13 protein-coding genes are annotated in these 19,682 nt (G+C 69.3%); 2 read left to right on the plus strand and 11 right to left on the minus strand.

The genetic code is table 11. The annotated features are described in order from the left end of the window. Window positions 1-40: 40 nt before the first annotated feature. The 7 genes from OXI49_01335 to OXI49_01365 form a co-directional block, all read right to left on the minus strand. Window positions 41-1,810 carry a hypothetical protein gene (locus tag OXI49_01335; protein ID MDE2689131.1) on the minus strand — a complete coding sequence of 590 codons (1,770 nt, stop codon included), beginning with the start codon at window positions 1,808-1,810 and terminating at the stop codon, window positions 41-43. Beyond that, window positions 1,798-3,003, minus strand: coding sequence for a hypothetical protein (locus tag OXI49_01340; protein MDE2689132.1), 1,206 nt, complete (start codon window positions 3,001-3,003; stop codon window positions 1,798-1,800). The genes OXI49_01335 and OXI49_01340 overlap by 13 nt, the downstream gene beginning before the upstream one ends. Window positions 3,004-3,188: 185 nt before the next feature. Then, window positions 3,189-4,484: a hypothetical protein gene (locus OXI49_01345; GenBank protein ID MDE2689133.1), complete on the minus strand. Its 1,296-nt coding sequence runs from the start codon at window positions 4,482-4,484 to the stop codon at window positions 3,189-3,191. A 167-nt stretch (window positions 4,485-4,651) separates the two neighbouring features. Further along, window positions 4,652-7,084: a fibronectin type III domain-containing protein gene (locus tag OXI49_01350; GenBank protein MDE2689134.1), complete on the minus strand. Its 2,433-nt coding sequence runs from the start codon at window positions 7,082-7,084 to the stop codon at window positions 4,652-4,654. 92 nt (window positions 7,085-7,176) lie between these two features. Further along, a complete protein-coding gene (locus tag OXI49_01355) occupies window positions 7,177-9,537 on the minus strand; it encodes a fibronectin type III domain-containing protein (protein ID MDE2689135.1) in 2,361 nt (786 codons plus the stop codon). Between the two features lie 312 nt (window positions 9,538-9,849). Further along, window positions 9,850-10,518, minus strand: coding sequence for a DUF374 domain-containing protein (locus OXI49_01360; GenBank protein ID MDE2689136.1), 669 nt, complete (start codon window positions 10,516-10,518; stop codon window positions 9,850-9,852). Between the two features lie 36 nt (window positions 10,519-10,554). Then, on the minus strand, window positions 10,555-12,453 hold the full coding sequence (locus OXI49_01365; GenBank protein MDE2689137.1) for an ABC transporter ATP-binding protein: 1,899 nt from the start codon (window positions 12,451-12,453) through the stop codon (window positions 10,555-10,557). 50 nt (window positions 12,454-12,503) lie between these two features. Here OXI49_01365 and ligA point away from each other — a divergent pair, with 50 nt between their 5' ends. After that, a complete protein-coding gene (gene ligA, locus OXI49_01370) occupies window positions 12,504-14,537 on the plus strand; it encodes an NAD-dependent DNA ligase LigA (protein MDE2689138.1) in 2,034 nt (677 codons plus the stop codon). Between the two features lie 9 nt (window positions 14,538-14,546). Then, window positions 14,547-15,932 carry a sigma-54 dependent transcriptional regulator gene (locus tag OXI49_01375; protein MDE2689139.1) on the plus strand — a complete coding sequence of 462 codons (1,386 nt, stop codon included), beginning with the start codon at window positions 14,547-14,549 and terminating at the stop codon, window positions 15,930-15,932. 2 nt (window positions 15,933-15,934) lie between these two features. Here the strand turns inward: OXI49_01375 and OXI49_01380 are convergent, their stop codons facing one another. From OXI49_01380 to cdaA, 4 genes are read right to left on the minus strand one after another with little or no spacing between them, the layout of a single operon-like run. Further along, complete coding sequence (locus OXI49_01380) at window positions 15,935-16,654, minus strand: pyridoxine 5'-phosphate synthase (GenBank protein ID MDE2689140.1); 720 nt, start codon at window positions 16,652-16,654, stop codon at window positions 15,935-15,937. A 39-nt stretch (window positions 16,655-16,693) separates the two neighbouring features. Then, entirely contained in the window at window positions 16,694-18,142 is a 1,449-nt protein-coding gene (locus OXI49_01385) for a phosphoglucosamine mutase (GenBank protein ID MDE2689141.1), read from the minus strand. After that, on the minus strand, window positions 18,139-18,864 hold the full coding sequence (locus OXI49_01390; protein ID MDE2689142.1) for a CdaR family protein: 726 nt from the start codon (window positions 18,862-18,864) through the stop codon (window positions 18,139-18,141). The genes OXI49_01385 and OXI49_01390 overlap by 4 nt, the downstream gene beginning before the upstream one ends. Then, entirely contained in the window at window positions 18,861-19,643 is a 783-nt protein-coding gene (gene cdaA / locus OXI49_01395) for a diadenylate cyclase CdaA (protein ID MDE2689143.1), read from the minus strand. The genes OXI49_01390 and cdaA overlap by 4 nt, the downstream gene beginning before the upstream one ends. Window positions 19,644-19,682: the final 39 nt, after the last annotated feature.

Here is a 19,682-nt window from a genome sequence, read left to right on the forward strand (position 1 = left end):
GAGTTGCCGACCGGCGACGGTCAGACCCGGCGCGGCGGCATCAGTCGCAGGGGAAAGCGAAGTTGTCGCTCCTGCTCGCTGCGGTCTCGCCGAGCCGGTTGTGGTGGCTCCAGTTGCTCCCGTCGGCGCCCTGAACGTAGAGGTTGAAGGCGAGGTCGGTGACCGGAGCGGCGTACACCCAGCGGTGGCCGGTCAGATGGCAGCCGTTCAGGACCTTGACCAGGACTTCCGCGTTGTCGCGATTGAAGAACCAGAGCAGGCCCGATTCGCCCGAAGCCCAGATGCCGGCCTTGCCTTCGCCGACTCCCCCACTCGCCGTCTCGTAGCACACGGCGACCTTGAAGCCTCCGTCGAACACGAGGGACGCCATCTCCGGACGGCAGTCCGTGTAGCCGGGCCCCTGAGGAGGATCCGGCAGGGGACCGAGAGTCCGGTCGGGCTCGGTCGGCGGGTCGGGAGGTGGGTCGGGATCTGGCGTCGGATCGGGATCGGGGGTCGGGTCCGGCTCTGGGTCGGCGCCGGGAACGGGGTACAGGAAACGCGCCGCGGCCCGGTCGTCGCTGTTCAGCCGCGCCCCGCGGCCGTCGCCGTGGGCCGTCGCCCGCATGATCGCCTCGCCCGTCACCCCGTCGCAGGAACCGCTCCTGGCGTCGCCGCAGGAGTGGCCGATGCCAATCGCGTGGCCCAGTTCGTGAGCCATGATCTCCTCATGGTTCTCGCGAGGATGCGGAGACAGCGCCAGCCAGTCCCCGAACCCGTCCTGGGTGGCGATGTTCGACTCGATCAGCTCCAGCGCCTCGACCGAGCTGTTGCCCGGAATCGGGTGGGGGACCTCCGAGGCGCCGCAGTAGAAGAAGCTGTGGGTGATCGCGAGGACGCCACCCGCGCTCGGCCGAAACGTCCCCTCGATCTCATCGAACGGATCCTCGTAGGAGATCGAGTTCACGCCGTCCACAGTGTCGACGTAGTAGTCCGCGTTCGAGGTGCCGTGGAGGACCAGGTTGGCGCGGCTGCCGGAAACGTTGTTCCAGGCCCGCATTGCGGTGCGTACTTGCGACAGGCCGCCTCCCGAGACCCCGGGTTGACCTCCGGATTGGACGGTGAAGCCCGCGCTCCCGCCGCTGTCGAACTCGCGCCAGCGCAGCGGCAGGCCGTCGTGAAAGCACTCGTCAGGGCTTCGCGTCGCCGTGAACGGCGACCTGACCGCGATGGGGCCCTCCGGCGGCTCCACCAGGAAGTAGTCCGCGGAGCGCTCGACGCCCGTCGCCCGGTCCGCGATCCAGCGTCGGAAGCCAGAGGAATCGCGCGGCAGCCGGGCCCGGGCACGGTCCGCGGCCGCGGGGTCGCCGGGCAGGGTCACCTCACCGTCAAGCGACGGTTCCCGGATCAGCAACGGGCCCCGGGCGGTCCGGACCTCGAAGAAGACGCCGAGGGCGAGCTCGACCGGGCGGTAGGCGTCGGCCAGCGGGTCGAGGAAGAGCAGGACGCGGTCCCCTGCCGCCAGCATCGGGAGGCCCTGGACCCGCATCGCGATGCCGCCGGGCAGGAGGCCGCCGGGCTGGCGCACGACGATGGTGCCGCCGGGGACGAAGCCCTTGAGGACTTCTTCGACTTCGAAGGTGTAGTCCGTGAACGCCGAGCCTTCACGGAGGCCAGGGGACGCGGCGAGGACTTCGCCGAAGACGATCGCCCCGGAGCGCTCGACCATGGAGTCGTCGGTGGGGAGGACGTAGACGATCGCTGCGGCCGGGGCGGTCAGGAGGGCGGCGGCCAACAGGGAGCCGGCCTGGCGGCCGCCTAGTTGCTGCAACGAAAGGCCTCGTTGTCACTCCTGGTGGACGCGGTGTCTCCCTGGCGGTTGTGGTGGGACCAGGTGTTTCGCTGGCTGTCGACGACGTAGAGGTTGAAGGCGAGGTCGGTCACCGGCGCCACGTACACCCAGCGGTGGTTGTTGAAGCCGCAGCCGTCCAGCACCTTGATCAGCACTTCGGCGTTGTCCCGGGTGAAGAACCAGAGCAGACCCGACTGGCCGGAGGCCCAGATGCCGGCCTTGCCCTCGCCGATGGTGCCCTCGCTCGTCTCGTAGCACATGCGGACGTTGTAGCCGCCCTCGAAGACGAGCGGCGTCGTCTGGGGAACGCAGTCGGTGTAGCCCTCTCCGGTCGGTGGGCCGGCATCGGGATCCGGGTCGGGGCCTGGATCGGGTGTGGGATCCGGGTCGGGTTGCGGGTCGGGTTCGGGATCCGGGTGGTTGACGGCGAGGCGAATGCCGTAGACGCCCGGGTCCGTGTCGACCTGCCAGCGCTCCCACTCGTCGTCTTCGCTTTCACGACCACGGAACGCCCGCCGCCCATCCGAGCCGTCCTCGTCGACCGCGAGGAGCTTCGTGTTCGCGGGCGGGTTGCCGCGCGACCAGGAAGCGGCGACCCAGATCTGGCCGGCGTTCAGCTCCAGGCCCGCCACGGCGCCACCGATCTCGAAGCAGATGAAGGTCCCGGCCTCCGGGAGTCGCGCCGGGACGTCGAAAGCGGCGAGAAGGGTCACGGGCGTGTTTCCGGCACCCGAGTAGAAGTTCAAGGAGAACGCCGCGTCGCCGCTCGTGTCGTCCTGCGTCCTCGCCATGCACGCCACCGCGTACTCGACGGTCCCTGCTTCGGGCAACCGGAACCGCTGGGCGAACTCCATCTCGTAGAGGAAGTCATTCGAGGCGTTGCCGACGAGCCGATAGAAGCCCTCGAAGACGTTGTCGTCGTACTGGTAGACCTCCGTGGCCGGCTGGCGCACACTCGCGGCGGTCCGGTTGACGGACACTACGCTGCGGCCGCGGGCCGTGACGCGTACGGCGTCCACGTACTCGACGAGGCTCAGTCGTTCGGCCTCGATCTCCGCTCTCGGCTCGGGCCGCAACAGGTCACGGCCGGACTGGGCGGCTGACGGCGACCCGAGGACGAAGGTAGAGGCCAGGGAAGCGAGGCAACCGGCAACTAGAGTGCGACACGTCATGGGCGATTCCTCCTTGGTCGTCTGTGAACGAGCGCCCCTGCGGCAGGAGTTCACCGCAAGAGACGTGCCAGACGGGCCCGCGTAGCGTAACGGGCAGACGGGGAGGAAAAGAAAGGTCGGCCTGCGGCCGGCGATTCGAAGCCGCCTACAGCGGCGGCGGGTCAGAAGACCCGCTGCCTACGCCCTTACCGGGAGCAGGGAAACCCCATCTGGTCCTGCACGAGCGCGTGGTTCTTACCCGACGGGTTGTGGTACGCCTTCGTCGGGTTTCGACCGTCGTTGACGTACATGTTGAACGCCACGTCCGTCAACGCCGCCATGTAGACCCAGCGGTGGCCGTTGTGGCTGCAGCCGTCGAGCACCTTGACGAAGACCTCCGCGTTGTCGGGCTCGAAGAAGTAGAGCAGACCGGAGTTGTCCGACCCGTACACGCTCTCGGCGTCCCCCATGTCCCCCTTCATCGTGTCGTAGCAAAGGCTGACCTTGATCCCGCCCTCGAAGGTGAGCGGCGCCACCGTGGGACGGCAGGCGGAGTAGCCGGCCCCGGTGGGCGGCGGAGTGATCACGCCCGGATCCGGATCCGGCTCGGGCGTGGGATCGGGCGTGGGATCGGGTGTGGGATCGGGCATCGGTGTGGGGTCAGGCTCGGGCTCGGCTGCGTGCGTCCTCTCCACAATCAAGCTGATGCCGATCGCCTTGAGGCCGGAGGTGAGCTGGGGACCACCAAAACGGGGATCCAGCCAGCCATCGTAGGCCGTGCCCGTTTGAACCGGCAGGCTCCGGTACCGTAACTCCGTATCATGGACGGGATCGCCGCTGCGATCCTCATCTGCCTTGTCGTCGGGCGTGTAGTGGTCTCCGCCGAGACGCTTCTGCGTCGCGGTGTTCCATTCGACACCGACCCAGTGCCTGCCCCGCCGGAGCACCTTGCCGACGAGGTGACCTCTCAAGACCAGGCACCGGCTATCTCCAGCGACCCTGATGTCTGACTCGATCGTGTAGCTCAGCCCACCCCGACGGCCCGGATTGCTAATGACCCGGCTCTCGACCACATTGCTGTAGAAGCGCAGCTTGAAGTCCAGCGACCTGTTCGGGTCGCCCTCTGGCCGGAGGAAGCAAACCCTGGCGCTTACGACCGCGCTGTCTGCGGGCACCTCGAAGCGCTGCGCCCATTCAATCGTGCCGCCGGACGAAACCGGCTCCAGAAAAGAACCGCCCGCTTCGAAGTTCTCAAACTCCCCGTCGTCATACCGAAGCGTGTCTCTGACATGGGTCGCCTGAAGAAGGCCCGTCGGGTCGTCGTCCAGCACGGCCCGGACTGTCGTGGTGCCGTCCGGCTGTCCGGGCGACTCCCCGGCGCGCAGCACCTGCTCCGGGTCCAGGAGGTCGATTCCCGTCTGGGCCAGAAGCGGCGTCGAAACGAACGCCAGCAGGCTCGTCAGGCAGATGAGATGTCGTGTGGTACGGCGGCTCAGTCTCATGGTCTTCCCTTTCCGGCGGAGCACCCCCGGTGTTGAGTGGGAAATCTATACGTCCCAGTAGATTACGCCCAACTTATAGAAGAATGCAAATCGGCGTGTTGCCAGAGGCGACGCATCCGGCAAGCAGAAGCCGGCCAGAACCCGACAGTGGCGCACCGGCGGGTCGACTACGGGGCCTCGCAGGAGAAGGCCTTCAGTTCCTGCAGCGGCTTGAACAGCGGGCCCGGGAGTTTCGAGAACGCCTGCGCCTCGCCGGTCTCGGTGTCGGTGACCGTGAACTTCACGCCGACATCCGTCAGGCCGGCCGCGAACACCCAGCGGTGGCCGTTCACGCCGCAGCCGTCGAGCACCTTCAGCACCATCTCGACGTTGCTGGAATCGAAGAACCAGTAGAGGCCGGTGTCTCCGGTCAACGGCCAGGCGGTGGCCTCGCCGGTCTCGCCGTCCGGCTTCTCCCAGGTGGCGCGGACCGCGAAGCGGCCCTTCTCCAGGCAGAGTGTCCGCTTGTCGGGCACGCAACTGCCGCCTGCGTCCTGCGCGAGTTCGGATGCCGGCCAGAAGGCCGGCGCACCGACGTCCGGAGGCGCACCGGCACTGCCGCCGCGCAGCGCCTCCATCTCGTCCGCCCCAAGCAGGTAGCGGCTCTCGCCGTAGAGGTTGGCGCCCTGCGGACAGACGGCGAAGGTTTCCTGGTCCCGGACCGGCTGGAAGGCGGCGCCCGGCCGGTTGTAGTAGGTGGCGGCCACCCCGGTCTCCGAGTCGATCACCTTCATGATGACCTCGACATCGGTCAGTCCGCCCGCGAACACCCAGTAGCGCTGGTTGAAGGCGCAGCCGTCGAGCACCTTGACCACCACCTCGACGTTGTCCTCGTTGAAGAACCACGAGTAGCCCGTGTCGTTGGTCAGCGGCACGGCGGCGCCCGCGCCGGCATCGTCGGCCGATTCCCACTGGAGCTCGACCCGGAAACGTCCCTCGTTCAGGCACACCGTGTCCCCGTCCTCGACACACTCCCCGACCTCGGCGAGCGTCGTCGCGCCCACTTCGAGCGTGGGGCTCGACCTGCCGCGGTTGTTCGTGGCGACGACCTGGTACGCGCGGAAGGACGCGGGAGGAATGTGCTCGATAACGACGGATGTCGTGTTCGCCGGCAGCGTGTCGATGCGCATGAACTCGCTGTCGACCATCCGCTCGTGGATCTCGAAGCCCGTCTCGTTGCCGGAACGGTCCTGCCAGCGCAGCGTCAGTTCCGTCTGCTTGATGTCAGTGATCGTCACGCCGGAGGGCGCCGCCGGAACCACCGGACCGACCGGGCCGGTCAGCGGGTAGAGGGCGCGCACCCCGTTCCGGTCGTCGCGCTTGAGCGCGGCGCCCTCGATCAGGTCGTCGCCGATGTGCGACCGCATGATCGTGCCCTTCTCCTGGTCCGAAACGCAGGGGCCGCTCTTCTCATCGCCGCAACTGTGGCCGAGGCCCAGCACGTGACCCAGCTCATGCGCCATGACCTGCGCATGGGCCAGCCGGGGATTCTCCGTCGACGCCACCCAGCGGTAGTAACCGTCCTGGGTCGTGATGTTGGCCTCCGCCAGTTCGTACGCCTCCGCCCGCGGCCGGCCTGGAATGTCGTGCTCGCGGCACCAGTAGTACCACCACGCGAGGGCGAGCGTGCCGCCCGTTGCCGGGTCATAAGTACCTTCGATCTCGTCGTGAGGATCCTCGAAGGTGATCGAGTTCACGCCGTCGGACTCCAGGGACGGTTTCTCCTTCGTCAGGCCACCCTGCACCAGGTTGGCCCGACTCCTGGGATCCTGGTTCCATGCCCGCATCGCGGCAAGCACCTGTGACATCCCGCCGCCCACGACGCCCCGCTGGCCGTCCTCGTGGACCACCATCCCCACGCTCTCACCCCGGTCGAACTCCAGCCAGCGAGTGGGAAGCTCCGGCCGAGGGCAGCCGTCCGAAGACGACAGGTTGAAGGCGGAGACGACTACCTCGGGATCGTCTCCCGGATCGCTCGTGAAGTAGTCGGCCGGTCCGTCGGCGCCGGCTACGTGATCGGCGATCCAGCGCCGAAACCGGACCGCGTCGCGCGGGCGCCACTCATCGGCCGGTGCGACGGCGGTGGAGCCACCGGCAACGGCCCCGACGCGAAGCGACGGTTCGCGCTGCAGCAGCGTGCTGCCGCCCGCCGGCGTCTCGAAGAACATGCCGAGGGCAAGCTCGACCGTACGGTAGACGCCCTCGACCGGATTCAGGAAGAGCAGCACCCGGTCGCCTTCGGCCAGAGCCGGCAGGCCGACCACCCGGCCCACCAGACCGTCCGGGCCGACCCCGCCGGGCTGGCGAATGACGATCGTGCCGCCCGGCACGAAGCCCTTGAGCACCTCCTCGACCTGGAACATGACGTCGGTGGAGAGCGGGCCACCGGCCGGCCCGGGCTCGGTGGCGACGACCTCGCCGAACACGATGACGGGCGACCGCTGGACCATCGCCTCGTCGGTCGGCATGACGTAGACGAGGCCGGCAGCCGGCGCCGCCAGCAGCACCACTCCGGCGATGCACCGGCAGAAAGGAATGTCGAAGGGACGATGGACAGACATGAGAAGTCAGCCTTCGCCCGGCGCGCACAGGCGAGCGAAGAGCCTCACGACCCTATCCCTGCGGTCCCAGAGCCGGCGCGCCGGCGGGTTGGCTAGGGCGCTGAGCAGGCGAACGCGTTCAGATCCTGCACCGGCTGGAACGCCGTGCCGACCGGGTTCCCGTACCTCTGCACCTGGCCGGTCTCGGTGTCGGTGACGGTCATCGCCACGCCGACGTCCGTCAGGCCGCCCGCAAACACCCAGCGGTGCTGGTTGATGCCGCAGCCGTCGAGCACCTTGAGCACCATCTCGACGTTGCTCGGAGCGAAGAACCAGTAGAGGCCCGTGTCTCCCGTCAGCGGCCAGGCGACGGCGTCGCCGGTCTCGCCGTCCGGCTTCTCCCAGGTGGCGCGGACCGAGAAGCGGCCCTTCTCGAGGCAGAGGGTCCGTTCGTCGGGCACGCAACTGCCGCCGCCGTCCTGAGCGAGCCCTACCTGGAAGGGCGCCGGCCACTCGAACGCGGCCTCGGTCGAAGCGGCCGTGAGGTCCATGCCGCCGCGCAGCGCTTCCATCTCGTCGGCCGCGAGCAGGTAGCGGCTCTCGCCGTAGAGGTTGGCGCCCTGGGAACAGACGGCGAAGGTTTCCTGGTCCTGCACGGGCTCGAAGGCGGTGCCCGGCCGGTTGTAGTAGGTGGCGGCCACCCCGGTCTCCGAGTCGATCACCTTCATGATGACCTCGACATCGGTCAGTCCGCCCGCGAACACCCAGTAGCGCTGGTTGAAGGCGCAGCCGTCGAGCACCTTGACCACCACCTCGACGTTGTCCTCGTTGAAGAACCACGAGTAGCCCGTGTCGTTGGTCAGCGGCACGGCGGCGCCCGCGCCGGCATCGTCGGCCGATTCCCACTGGAGCTCGACCCGGAAACGTCCCTCGTTCAGGCACACCGTGTCCCCGTCCTCGACACACTCCCCGACCTCGGCGAGCGTCGTCGCGCCCACTTCGAGCGTGGGGCTCGACCTGCCGCGGTTGTTCGTGGCGACGACCTGGTACGCGCGGAAGGACGCGGGAGGAATGTGCTCGATAACGACGGATGTCGTGTTCGCCGGCAGCGTGTCGATGCGCATGAACTCGCTGTCGACCATCCGCTCGTGGATCTCGAAGCCCGTCTCGTTGCCGGAGCGGTCCTGCCAGCGCAGCTCGAGTTCCGTCTGGCTGATCGCGGTGACGGTCAGGTCGGAGGGCGCCGCCGGCCCCACCGGACCGACCGGGCCGGTCACCGGATAGAGGAAGCGCACCGCGTTCCGGTCGTCGCGGTTGAGCGCCCCGCCCCGGCCGTCGCCGTGAGCGGTCGCGCGCATGATCGCCTCGTCGGTCAACTCGTTGCAGGGTCCGCTCGCCTCGTCGGCGCAGGAGTGGCTGATGCCGAGGGCGTGACCCAGCTCGTGGGTCATGATCTCGTCGTGGGCCCGCCGCGGGTTCGGGTTGCGGGCCAGCCACTCGCGATAGCCGTCCTGGGTGGCGATGTTGGCCTCGACGATCTCATAGGCCTGCACGCCACCGCCTCGCGGCACCGGGTGCGGCGGGGTCGACGCGCCGCAGTAGAAGTACACGGCGGCGATCGCGAGGATGCCGCCGGTCTCTGGAGTGAACGAGCCCAGAATCTGGTCCTGCGGGTCCTCGAAGCCGATCGAGTTCTCGCCGTTCGGCGCCAGCGTGAACTCCTCGTTCGTGAAGCCGCTCTGCACCAGGTGCACGCGGCTCCTGGGATCCCCGTTCCAGGCGCGCATGCCGGCCAGCACCGAGGAACGGCCACCGCCCGGAGCGCCCGGCTGACCGCTGGCCTGAACCACCATGCCAACGCTCTCGCCCCGGTCGAAACTGCGCCAGCGCAGCCGGGTTCCGGGCCGCTCGCAACCCGACGGGGCGCGGGTCAGGTTGTAGGGAGACGCGACCGCGACGGGCCCCTCGGCCAGGTCGGCCGCGAAGTAGTCCGCCGGCTGCTCGCGACCGGCCGCGACGTCGGCGATCCAGCGCCGGAACGGCTCCGCGTGACGCGGCAGGCGCGCCCGAACACGCTCGTTCGACAGGGCGTCGTCCGGTACTGGCGCCCCCCAACCCAGCGACGACTCGCGCACGAGCAGCGTCCGGCCGCCGGCCCGCACCTCGAAGAACATGCCGAGCGCGAGCTCGACGGTGCGGTAGGCGCCCTCGACCGGGTCGAGGAAGAGCAGCATCCGGTCTCCCTCGACGAGATCGGGTAGCCCCATGATCCGGGCCGCCATGCCGCCGGCGCCGATGCCCCCCGGCTGGCGCACGACGATCGTGCCGCCGGGGACGAAGCCCTTCAGCACGTCCTCGACCTGGAACATGAAGTCGGTCGAGGGGATGCCTTCCACCGGCGCTGGCTCGGCGGCGACGACTTCGCCGAAGACAATGACGGGCGAACGGTCGACCATCGCCTCGTCGGTCGGCATGACGTAGACGAGGGCGTGTGCGGCGGGGGCAACGAGGAGCGCGATGGCGGTCAGAATTGACGGGCTTCGCCCGGCGTTTCGACGCCGCCTTCGGCGGCAGCGGGTCAGAGGACCCGCGCACCCAGTGGGGATGCGGAGAAAAATGTCGATGAAACGATGGAAAGGCATAGGCCTGGCCTCCGCCCGTGATGCACGGGCGAGGGAAAAGCGCCAGGATTCTAGCATTCTCGCGGGTTTCGCGGGGTTTCCATCGGACAGGAACACGGGGAGGAACACAGGCTTCAACCCGTTCCGGCACCGGTGGATTCCCGCTCAGGAGAGCAGTTGGCGGGCCCTGGCCGTCAGTTCGTCGAGCCTGGCGCCGAGTTCGAGCCGCGCCGCCTCGCGCTCCACGGGCGTCGCCCGGCGCTCGAGCGCCATCGGCTCGCCGACGGCGACCGCCACGCGGGTGAACGGAGCGCCGACGGCCATGCGGTCCCAGCTTCGCAATCTGAAGCCGCGGGCGGCGGCCAGACCGGCGGGAACGATCGGCGCGCCGGACGTCGCCGCCAGCACGATGCCGCCGGGTTTCGCCTCGCGGGCCGGACCGCGGGGACCGTCGGGCATGAGGAGCAGGGTCGACCGGTACCGGCGGAGTTCGCCGTAGAGGTGGAGGGCCGCCTCGCGGCCGCCCCGCGAGGTCGAACCGCGAGTGACGCGGATGCCCCAGGCGCGGCCGACCCGCGCCGAGATCTCGCCGTCGGCGGAGTGGCTGGCGAGGATGGACACCGGCCCGCCGGCGGGCAGCAGGCACCTGCGCACCAGCAGCAGGGAAAGCGCCGTCTGCTCGTGCCAGCAGGCGAGCAGGGCCGGCGGCTTGAGCGCCCGCTCCAGGTGCTCGCGGCCCTCGAGGCGGTCGAGGCGCCAGGTCGCGGTGAGCGCCTGGGAGAGAAACCGCACCGCCACGGCAGCGGGCGCCAGGGCGGCGCCGCGGACCTTCATGGGACACCCTGGGTGCGCGGCCAGCGGCCGGCACCCTTAGCCATGGAACTGGAGATCGTAGAGGCGCTTGTAGGCGCCGCCCAGTTCCAGCAGTTGCTCGTGGGTTCCTTCCTCGACGATCGAGCCGCCGTCCAGGACGACGATCCGGTCGGCGCGCACGACCGTCGACAGGCGGTGGGCGATGACCAGGGCGGTGCGGCCCTCCATCAGGTTGTAGATCGCCCGCTGCACGACGACCTCGGACTCCGTGTCGAGATGGGAGGTCGCCTCGTCGAGGATCAGGATGGGAGCGTTCTTGAGCAGCGCCCGGGCGATCGCGAGCCGCTGGCGCTGGCCGCCGGAGAGGTTCTGGCCGCCCTCGCCGATCACCGTGTTGTAGCCCTCGGGCATCGCCATGATGAAGTCGTCGGCGTAGGCGGCGGCCGCCGCCATCCGCACCTCCTCGATCGGCAGGTCGTCGCGGCCGTAGGCGATGTTGTTCCGCACCGAGTCGTTGAACAGCACCGTCTCCTGGGTGACGATGCCGATCAGGGAGCGCAGGTTCTGGAGCGGCAGGGCGCGGATGTCCGTGCCGTCGATCTGGACCTGGCCGGAGACCGGGTCGAAGAAGCGCGGCAGGAGGTTGACGAGAGTCGACTTGCCGGCGCCCGAGGCGCCGACCAGGGCCACGACCTCGCCGCGATGGAGTTCAAGACGGATGCCGGAGAGCACCCCCTTGCCGTGTCCCGTGTCCTCGTAGTCGAAGGAGACCTCCTCGAACCGGACGCCCTCCTTGAGCCCGGAGACGGGCGGCGCGGTCGGGCGGTCGACGATCTCGCTCTCGACCTGCATCAGTCCGTGAATGCGGTGGCTGCACGCCACCGCCTCCTGCAGCACCAGGTTGACCTTGTTCAGCTTGCGGATCGGGTCGTACATCATCATGAGCACGAGCAGGAACTGAATGAACTGACTGAAGGTCAGTTGCCCGTCGCGGATCATCAGGCCGGCGGAGACGACCAGAACCGCGCCGCCGACCGCCGCCGTCGACTCGATCACCGGACTCGAGAGGGTCGACAGGAACTGCGCACGCAGGTTGGCGAGCAGGTGGCCGCGGGTGGCTCGCTCGAACCGTCCGCACTCGAACTCCTCCATGCCGAACGCCTTGACCACCCGGTTGCCCCTGATGCCTTCGGTCAGAAGCCCGGAGAGGTCGGCCATGCGCTCCTGGCTGCGGTAGGTGACCTTCCGCATCCCCTTGCCGAAGCGCGCCAGCAGGAAGGCGAACAGAGGCACCGCGAAGAGCGACACGACCGCCAGAGTGAAGTGGAGCGTGAGCAGCGTCGCGCCGTAGAACAGGAGCATCGCGACCGACATGAAGATGTCGAAGAGCCGCGCCGCGACGGCGTTCTGGAGCTTCGAGACGTCGCTGACCACCCGGCTGTAGAGCTCGCCCGAGGTGTAGCGCTGATGGAACCGGCTCGACTGGTGGATGACGTGGCGGTAGAGGTCATTGCGGATGTCGGTGGTGATGCCCAGCCCGGCGCGCTGGAACGAGTAGCCCGACACGAACGCCATCAGGCTGCGCAGCAGGATGACGAGCACGATCAGGACCGGGGCGAAGAACACCTCGCTGCGGCCCTCGATGCCCGCCCACCCCTTCAGATCGTCGTAGAGACCGCCCGCTGCCGCTTTCAGGCTCGCGGCGAAGTCCTCGACCGGCCGAAACAGGCGCGCCAGCGCACCGTCGTCCTCTTCGCCGCCGTTACCGGCCAGACCGCCGATCGAGACGTCCCGGATCTCGTCCTCGGTGGCGAGCAGCACCTCCTCGAACATCGGGTGCATCAATCCGATGAAGGCCAGCGTGGCGACACCGAAGACCACGATCCCCGCCAGGGCCAGCAGCCCCCAATGAAGGTATCGGCGGGCGTAGCGGAGGTAGAAGCCGACCAACTCCATGGAGGGGCAGCATACTGCGGCGGGGTTCAAAACACGCCAGAATGTCACCGATGACGGAGTCACCCGCAGACCGGGCCGCGTTCCTGCGCGAGGAGTTGCAGCGCCACGAGCGCCTCTACTACCAGGACGCGAAGCCCGAGATCAGCGACCGCGAGTTCGATCGCCTGATGGCGGAGCTGCTGGCAATGGAGGAGGAGCATCCGGGGCTCCGGACCGCCGACAGTCCCACGCAGCGGGTCGGAGGCGAGCCCACGGAGGGCTTCGAGCAGGTCGAGCACCAGCCGCCGATGCTCTCGCTCGACAACACCTATGACCACGACGAACTCAAGGAGTGGGTCGAGCGGCTCGAGCGGCTGGTCCCGGACACCGGGATCGACTTCGTCTGCGAACTGAAGGTCGACGGCGTGTCGCTCTCGCTGCTCTACGAGGACGGTGTGCTGACCGAGGCGGCGACCCGCGGCAACGGCAGGGTCGGGGATCTCGTGACGGTCAACGCGCGGACGATCCGCTCGCTGCCGCTGCGGCTGCCGGCGGGCGCGCCGGCGCGGTTGCTGGTGCGGGCGGAGACGTACATGCGCCGCAGCGTGTTCGCCGCCCTGAACGAGGAGCGCGAAGCGTCCGGCCAGGAGCTCTACGCGAATCCCCGCAACACGACCGCCGGGACGGTGCGCCTGCTCGACAGCCGGGACGTCGCGCGGAGGCGGCTGGACCTCGCCTGCTACGAGTGGGTGCAGCCCGGCGGCGGCGGCGACGGCAACGAGGAGCGCCGATCGCACGGCGACTGTCTCGCCGCTCTGGCGGATCTGGGTCTGCCGGTCGACGGCTCGTGGCGGCGCTGCGCGAGTCTCGAGGAGGTCGTCGCCTTCTGCGACGAGTGGCAGGAGAAGCGCGGCGAGCTCGACTTCGAGACCGACGGCGTGGTCGTCAAGGTGGACGACCCGGAGCTTCGGGACCGGCTCGGCGCCACCGCCAAGGCACCGCGCTGGGCCGTGGCGTTCAAGTTCGAAGCCGAGCAGGCGGAGACGGTGGTGCGGGCGATCAACGCCCAGGTCGGCCGCACGGGCGCCGTGACGCCGGTGGCCGAACTCGAGCCGGTGCTCGTCGCCGGCACCACGGTCAAGCGCGCGACGCTGCACAACTACGAGGACCTGGCGCGCAAGGACGTCCGGGTCGGCGACGCGGTCGTGATCGAGAAGGGCGGCGACATCATCCCCAAGGTGGTGTCGGTGTTCGAGGAGCGGCGGGGCCCCGAGTCTCAACGCTTCGAGCCGCCCACGGAGTGCCCGGTCTGCGGCGAGAAGCTGTACCAGCCGGAGGAGGAGGCGCTGCTCCGCTGCGTCAACGCCGCCTGCCCGGCGGTCGTCCGCGAGGCGATCCGCCACTTCGCCTCGCGCAACGCGATGGACATCGAGGGCATGGGCGACTGGCTGGTCGGCGAACTCGTCCGGGGCGGCCTGGTGCGCGACCCGGCCGACCTCTACGGTCTGACCGTGGAGAAGCTCGCCGATCTCAAGAAGACGAACGACGCCCGGCTGGGCGAGAAGGCGGCGGCGCGAACCATCGCCAGCCTGCAGGAATCGAAGGAGCGTTCTCTCAGCCGCCTGATCTACGCGCTCGGCATCCGCTTCGTCGGCGACAGCACGGCGTCACTGCTCGCCCGCCGTTTCGGCAGCATCGAGGCGCTCGCCGCGGCGTCCGCCGAAGAGCTGGAGGAAGTCGAAGACATCGGCAGCCGCATCGCCGAGTCCGTGCGCGCCTTCTTCGACTCCGAGCGGAACCAGGACCTGCTCCGCCGCCTGGAGGACGCGGGCCTCCAGTTCGAGGAGGAACAGACCGAAGAGGAGGCGGCGGACGGCCCGCTCGAGGGCAAGACGTTCGTCCTCACCGGAACGCTGAGCGGGTTGACCCGCAACGAGGCGGCAGCCCGCATCACGGCGCAAGGCGGCAAGGTCACCGGTTCCGTCAGCAGCCGGACGGACTTTCTGGTCGCCGGCGAGAAGGCGGGTTCGAAGCTCCGGAAGGCGGAGCAGTTGGGCGTCGAAGTGTTGAACGAGGCGGGCCTGGAGGAACTGCTGGCGGGCTAGGATCGCGCCATGGCCGCAGCCCCCTGGGTCATCGTCATCGACGACGAGGCCGGTTCCCGCCAGTCCATGGCGATCGCCCTGGAGCGGGCCGGACTTCGCGTGCGCGTCTTCGACGACGCCGAACCCGCGCTCGCCTTCGTGGAACGGGAACCCAAGGTGCGCCTGGCGGTCTGCGACCTGCGCATGCCGGGGATGGACGGCTTGGCCTTCCTGAACCGGGTGCGGGCCCAGGAACTCGACCTGGCGGTCATTCTGGTGACCGGCTTCGGCACGATCGAGTCGGCGGTCGAGGCGATGCGGGTCGGCGCCGACGACTACCTGACCAAGCCGGTCGACCTCTACGAGTTGCGGAGCCGCGTCCTCAAGCTGATCGAGAACTGGCAGTTGCGGGACGAGGTGACGAACCTGCGCGAGATGCTCGACGAGCGTTTCGGCTTCGACGCCATCGTGGGCCAGTCGGCGGCGATGGAGCAGTTGTTCCAGCAGATGCGCCAGGTCGCGCCGAGCCGGGCCTCGGTGCTGATCCTGGGCGAGAGCGGCACCGGCAAGGAACTCGTGGCGAAAGCCCTGCACCAGGCGAGCGACCGGCGACAGGAGAGGTTCCTGGCGCTCAACTGCGGCGCCATCCCGAACGAGATCCTGGAGAGCGAGCTGTTCGGGCACGAGAAGGGCTCCTTCACCGGCGCGGTCGGTCGCAAGATCGGCAAGTTCGAGCTCGCGGCGCGCGGGACCCTGCTCCTGGACGAGATCAGCGAGCTGATCCCGGAACTCCAGGTCAAGCTGCTGCGGGTGCTCGAAGAGCGGCAGATCATGCGCGTCGGAGGCAGCAGGATGCTCGACGTCGACTTCCGGCTGCTGGCGGCCACCAACCGCAATCTGGAAGAGGCGGTCGAGAAGGGCGTTTTCCGGGAGGATCTCTACTACCGGCTCAAGGTCGTGACGCTGCGCATTCCGCCGCTGCGGGACCGCCTCGACGACCTGCCGCTGCTCGCGGACCACTTCCTGAGGGAGTTCGCGGCCCGCGAGGGCAAGCCGGAGATGCAGCTCTCGGGCAGGGCGCTGTCGTGCCTGGCCCAGAACCGCTGGCAGGGGAACGTGCGGGAGCTGCGCAACGTGCTCGAGACGGTCGCGGTCTTCCACGGCGGCGGCCGGATCGAGGTCGGCGATCTGCCCGAGGAGATTCGCCAGGCCGCCGAGGCGCCCGCCGAAGCCGCCGTCCAGACCACCTTCGGCGAACCGCGGACGATGGCCGAAATCGAGCGCCAGGCCATCCTGCAGACCCTGGAACGCACCGGCGGCAAGCGGGCCGAGGCGGCACGGCTGCTGGGCATCGGCGTGCGGACGCTGCAGCGGAAGCTGAAGGACTACCGCGAGCGGGGGCTGGTCGGGGGCTGAGGTCAGCCAGCCTGCATTGCTTCGAGCATCTCGGCGACGGCGGCGGGCATGCCGATCAGCACTGCCCGGGACACGATGGAGTGGCCGATGTTCAGTTCGCTGACGCCGGGAAGGGCGGCCACGCGGCCGACGTTGGCGACGGTCAGGCCGTGCCCGGCGTACGCCTCACGGCCAGCGGCGAGGCCGCGCTCGGCAGCCGCCTCGATCTTCGTGAACTCGGCGTCGGCTTCGGCCCCAGAGACGCGGGTGTACGCGTCGGTGTTCAGTTCGAAGCCGGTGATGTCGTCCTGGTCGGCTAGCGCCGCGACCTGTTCCAGGTCGGGGTCGACGAACACGGCGACGCGGATGCCGGCCTCGACCAGGCGGCCGGCGGCGCGGCGCACCTGGTCGCCCCGAGCGACCAGGTCGAGGCCGCCTTCGGTGGTCACCTCGTCTGGCCGCTCCGGAACCAGCGTCACCTGGTCGGGCTTCACCCGCTCCGCGAACCGGAGCATCGGCTCTTCGGCCGCGATCTCGAGGTTGAGCCGGCCCGTGACCGTCTCCCGGAGGTCGACGACGTCCTGGTCCTGAATGTGGCGGCGGTCCTGGCGCAAATGCACGGTGATGCCGAAGGCGCCGGCTTCCTCGGCGAGCCTCGCCGCTTCCAGGGGGCTCGGGTAGCCGGCGAGTCGAGCCTGCCGCAGCGTGGCGACGTGGTCGACGTTGACGGAGAGATGGGTCATGGCCTGATCCTAGATCCGCCTCTGCTGGATGCGCGAGGGTCAGCCGAGTTCGGCTTCCAGGACGGTGGCGATGCGGCCGCAGAGTTCTTCGATGCGGCTCTGGTCGGGGCCTTCGATCATCACGCGGGCGAGGGCTTCGGTGCCGCTGTAGCGGAGCAGGACACGGCCTGAGGTTCCGAGTTCGCGTTCGACGGACGCGACGGCCTCGCCAAGGCCGGGGATGCTCTCGAGCGGCTGCTTCTCGCGCACCCTGACGTTGCGCAGGGTCTGCGGGAAGCGCCGGAAACCGGCGGCCAGGTCGGCGAGCGGGTGGCTGGACGCGGCGACGATGCTCGCGACGGCGGCCGCGGTGAGCAGGCCGTCGCCGGTCGTGCCGAGCTCCAGGTCGACCAGGTGACCGGACTGTTCGCCGCCGAGGCGGACGCCTTCTCGCCGCATGGCCTCGACCACTTCGCGGTCGCCGACGCCGCAGCGAACCACGTCGACGTTGTCGCCTTCGAGCGCCTTCTCCAGGCCCATGTTCGACATCGTCGTGGCAACGATGCGGCTGCCGGGGAGTTCGCCGCGGGCCGCGAGGTGCGTGGCCCAGACGTAGAGCAGGATGTCGCCGTCGCAGATGCGGCCCCGGTGGTCGCAGAGCAGGGCCCGGTCGGCGTCGCCGTCGAGGGCGACGCCGAGGTCGCTGCCCGTGGCGCGCGTGAAGGCCGCGATGCGCCCACTGCTGGTCGAGCCGCAATCGAGGTTGATGTTCCGGCCGTCCGGCTCGTCGCAGGTCACGGAGCAGTCGGCGCCCAGGCCGGTGAACAGCCGCCCGGCGTACGGAGCGCCGGCGCCGTTTGCGGCGTCGACGGCGATCCGCAGGCCGGCCAGGGGCCGGTCCGCCGGCAGCGACGCCGTCAGGTGTTCCAGGTAGCGGTCCGCGAGTTCGGATTCGTCCTCGAGTTGGTCGCCGGCTTCGCCGGCGGCGACTCTGTCGGCCGCCTCCGGCGGCAGCGGGTCAGATGACCCGCGCACCCAGCCGATCCGGTCTTCGATCGCCTGCTCGACTTCGGGATCGACCTTGAAGCCGTCCGCGCCGATCAGCTTGACGCCGTTGTCGGTGGACGGGTTGTGGCTGGCCGAGACGACGATGCCGCCGGCGGCGCCCAGTTCGGTGACGAGGTAGGCCACCGCCGGCGTGGGGACGACGCCGGCCGAGCGGACCTCGCAGCCGGCGGCGCGGACGGCGGCGGCGAGCCAGTTGGTGATCTCGGCGCGGCTGGCGCGGGTGTCGCCGCCGAGGAGCAACAGCGGAGTCGGCCCTCGGCCGGCGCGCTTCGAAGCCGCCTCCGGCGGAGGCGGGTCAGAGGACCCGCGCACCCAGCGGAGCGCGCCGTCCGCGCTCAGTCTGGCGAACCAGTAGCCGACTGCCTGGACGGTCGGTTGGTCGAGCGGCGGCGTGCCGAAGACGGCGCGCATGCCGTCCGTGCCGAACAGCTTCGAGGTCAATTGCCCGCGCCGGAGCTCTGGGGCTGCCTCGAGATCATCGGCACGGACACGTCGACGATGGTCGGAAACTCGACCCGGACGTGTTCGCTGCCAAACCGCACGCGTACTTGCCTGGCCGTGAAGTCGAGGCCACGGCCGGTGAGGTCGATGGGCCCGGCCAGCGCGAACTCCAGCTTGTTGATCTCGGAGCGCGCCCCTTGCACGGTGACCGTCTCCGGCTCGATCCGCACGTTCTCATCGTCCACGCTGATGCCGCCGATCGGCTCGCCGATCCACTCGACCGCCACCGGCACCGCGACCGAGATCTCCTCGTCGACGCTCAGGACGAGGCGATCCGGCGCCACGGACACGACCTGGACCTGGTCGTCGGGCAACACGACGTCTTCGGCGGCGAGTACGACCTCGACTTCCCGCGGACCGCTGTAGGGACCGGCGGCGAACACGTCGTCGGGCAACGGCACCTGGACGCGGACCTGATCGAGTTCCAGGGAGTCGATCAGCTCGTCGTTGCCGCGAATACGGACCTGAACACCTTCGGGTTCGATGCTCAGCACCGTCAGGCGCTCGTGATCGGGGATCGTCAACCGCCCCGCCACGTTCGCCTCGATCGGCGGCGTCGTTATCTCGCGCAGGCGCGGACAGAACGACGCGGGCAGCCAGATGCCGATCGCGATCACGACCGCGAGCGCGCGGAACGTCCAGCGATTGCCGTTCGCGCTCATCCCGAAGGCCTGCTCGTGCCGGGCGCCAGCAACAGCTCGAAGAGCTGGTTGCGCAACTCGCGCAGGGTGAGGTCGCCGGTCAGGCGACCTTCCTGCGCGATCGAGATCCTGCCTGTCTCCTCCGAGACGACGACCACCACGGCGTCCGTCTCCTCGGTGATGCCGATCGCGGCGCGGTGCCGGGTGCCGTGTTCGATGGAAACGCCAGCGCTGGTGGTCAGCGGCAGAAAGCAGGCAGCGGCCGCGATGCGGTCCTTCTGGACGATCACGGCACCGTCGTGAAGCGGCGTATCACGGGCAAAGATCGTCAGCAGCAGGTCGTGGGAAACCGCCGCGTCAAGGACGATGCCGTTCTCCGCGTAGTCCCGCAGGCCGTCGATCCGCTCGACCACGATCAGCGCGCCCAGCTTCCGGACGGACAGGGCCTGCGCCGCGACCACGATCTCCTCGATCCAGGACTCGCCCGTCTGGTCGGCCGTCAGGCGCAGCAGGGGGTTGCGGCCCACGCGGGCCAGCGCTCGCCGGATCTGGTTCTGGAACAGAACGACGATGACGATCGGCAGTGCCGGCAACAGGTAGTTCAGCGAGGCCTGCAGCGTGTCCAGGCGAAGCAGCGCCGCGATCCACGCCGCCGCGGCCAGCACCAGGATGCCGACCAGGATGCGGACGCCCCCCGTGCCGCGGATGAGGAGCAGAAGGTTGTAGACGACGAGGCCGACGACCACCAGGTCGACCAGATCCCTCCAGCCTAGGAGTCCGAGCGGCTGCGCCAAGTCCATCGCGTTCCGATCACGACCTCCGGCACGACGCTACTGCCG

The sequence above is a fragment of the Acidobacteriota bacterium genome (genome assembly GCA_028875725.1).
Classification (GTDB): Bacteria; Acidobacteriota; Thermoanaerobaculia; order Multivoradales; family Multivoraceae; genus Multivorans.

Coding starts and splice junctions, on each gene's coding strand:
- OXI49_01340 (MDE2689132.1), bottom strand. CDS start 3,003: ATGACGTGTCGCACTCTAGTTGCCGGTTGCCTCGCTTCCCTGGCCTCT.
- OXI49_01345 (MDE2689133.1), bottom strand. CDS start 4,484: ATGAGACTGAGCCGCCGTACCACACGACATCTCATCTGCCTGACGAGC.
- OXI49_01350 (MDE2689134.1), bottom strand. CDS start 7,084: ATGTCTGTCCATCGTCCCTTCGACATTCCTTTCTGCCGGTGCATCGCC.
- OXI49_01355 (MDE2689135.1), bottom strand. CDS start 9,537: ATGCCGACCGACGAGGCGATGGTCGACCGTTCGCCCGTCATTGTCTTC.
- OXI49_01360 (MDE2689136.1), bottom strand. CDS start 10,518: ATGAAGGTCCGCGGCGCCGCCCTGGCGCCCGCTGCCGTGGCGGTGCGG.
- OXI49_01365 (MDE2689137.1), bottom strand. CDS start 12,453: ATGGAGTTGGTCGGCTTCTACCTCCGCTACGCCCGCCGATACCTTCAT.
- ligA (MDE2689138.1), top strand. CDS start 12,504: ATGACGGAGTCACCCGCAGACCGGGCCGCGTTCCTGCGCGAGGAGTTG.
- OXI49_01375 (MDE2689139.1), top strand. CDS start 14,547: ATGGCCGCAGCCCCCTGGGTCATCGTCATCGACGACGAGGCCGGTTCC.
- OXI49_01380 (MDE2689140.1), bottom strand. CDS start 16,654: ATGACCCATCTCTCCGTCAACGTCGACCACGTCGCCACGCTGCGGCAG.
- OXI49_01390 (MDE2689142.1), bottom strand. CDS start 18,864: ATGAGCGCGAACGGCAATCGCTGGACGTTCCGCGCGCTCGCGGTCGTG.
- cdaA (MDE2689143.1), bottom strand. CDS start 19,643: ATGGACTTGGCGCAGCCGCTCGGACTCCTAGGCTGGAGGGATCTGGTC.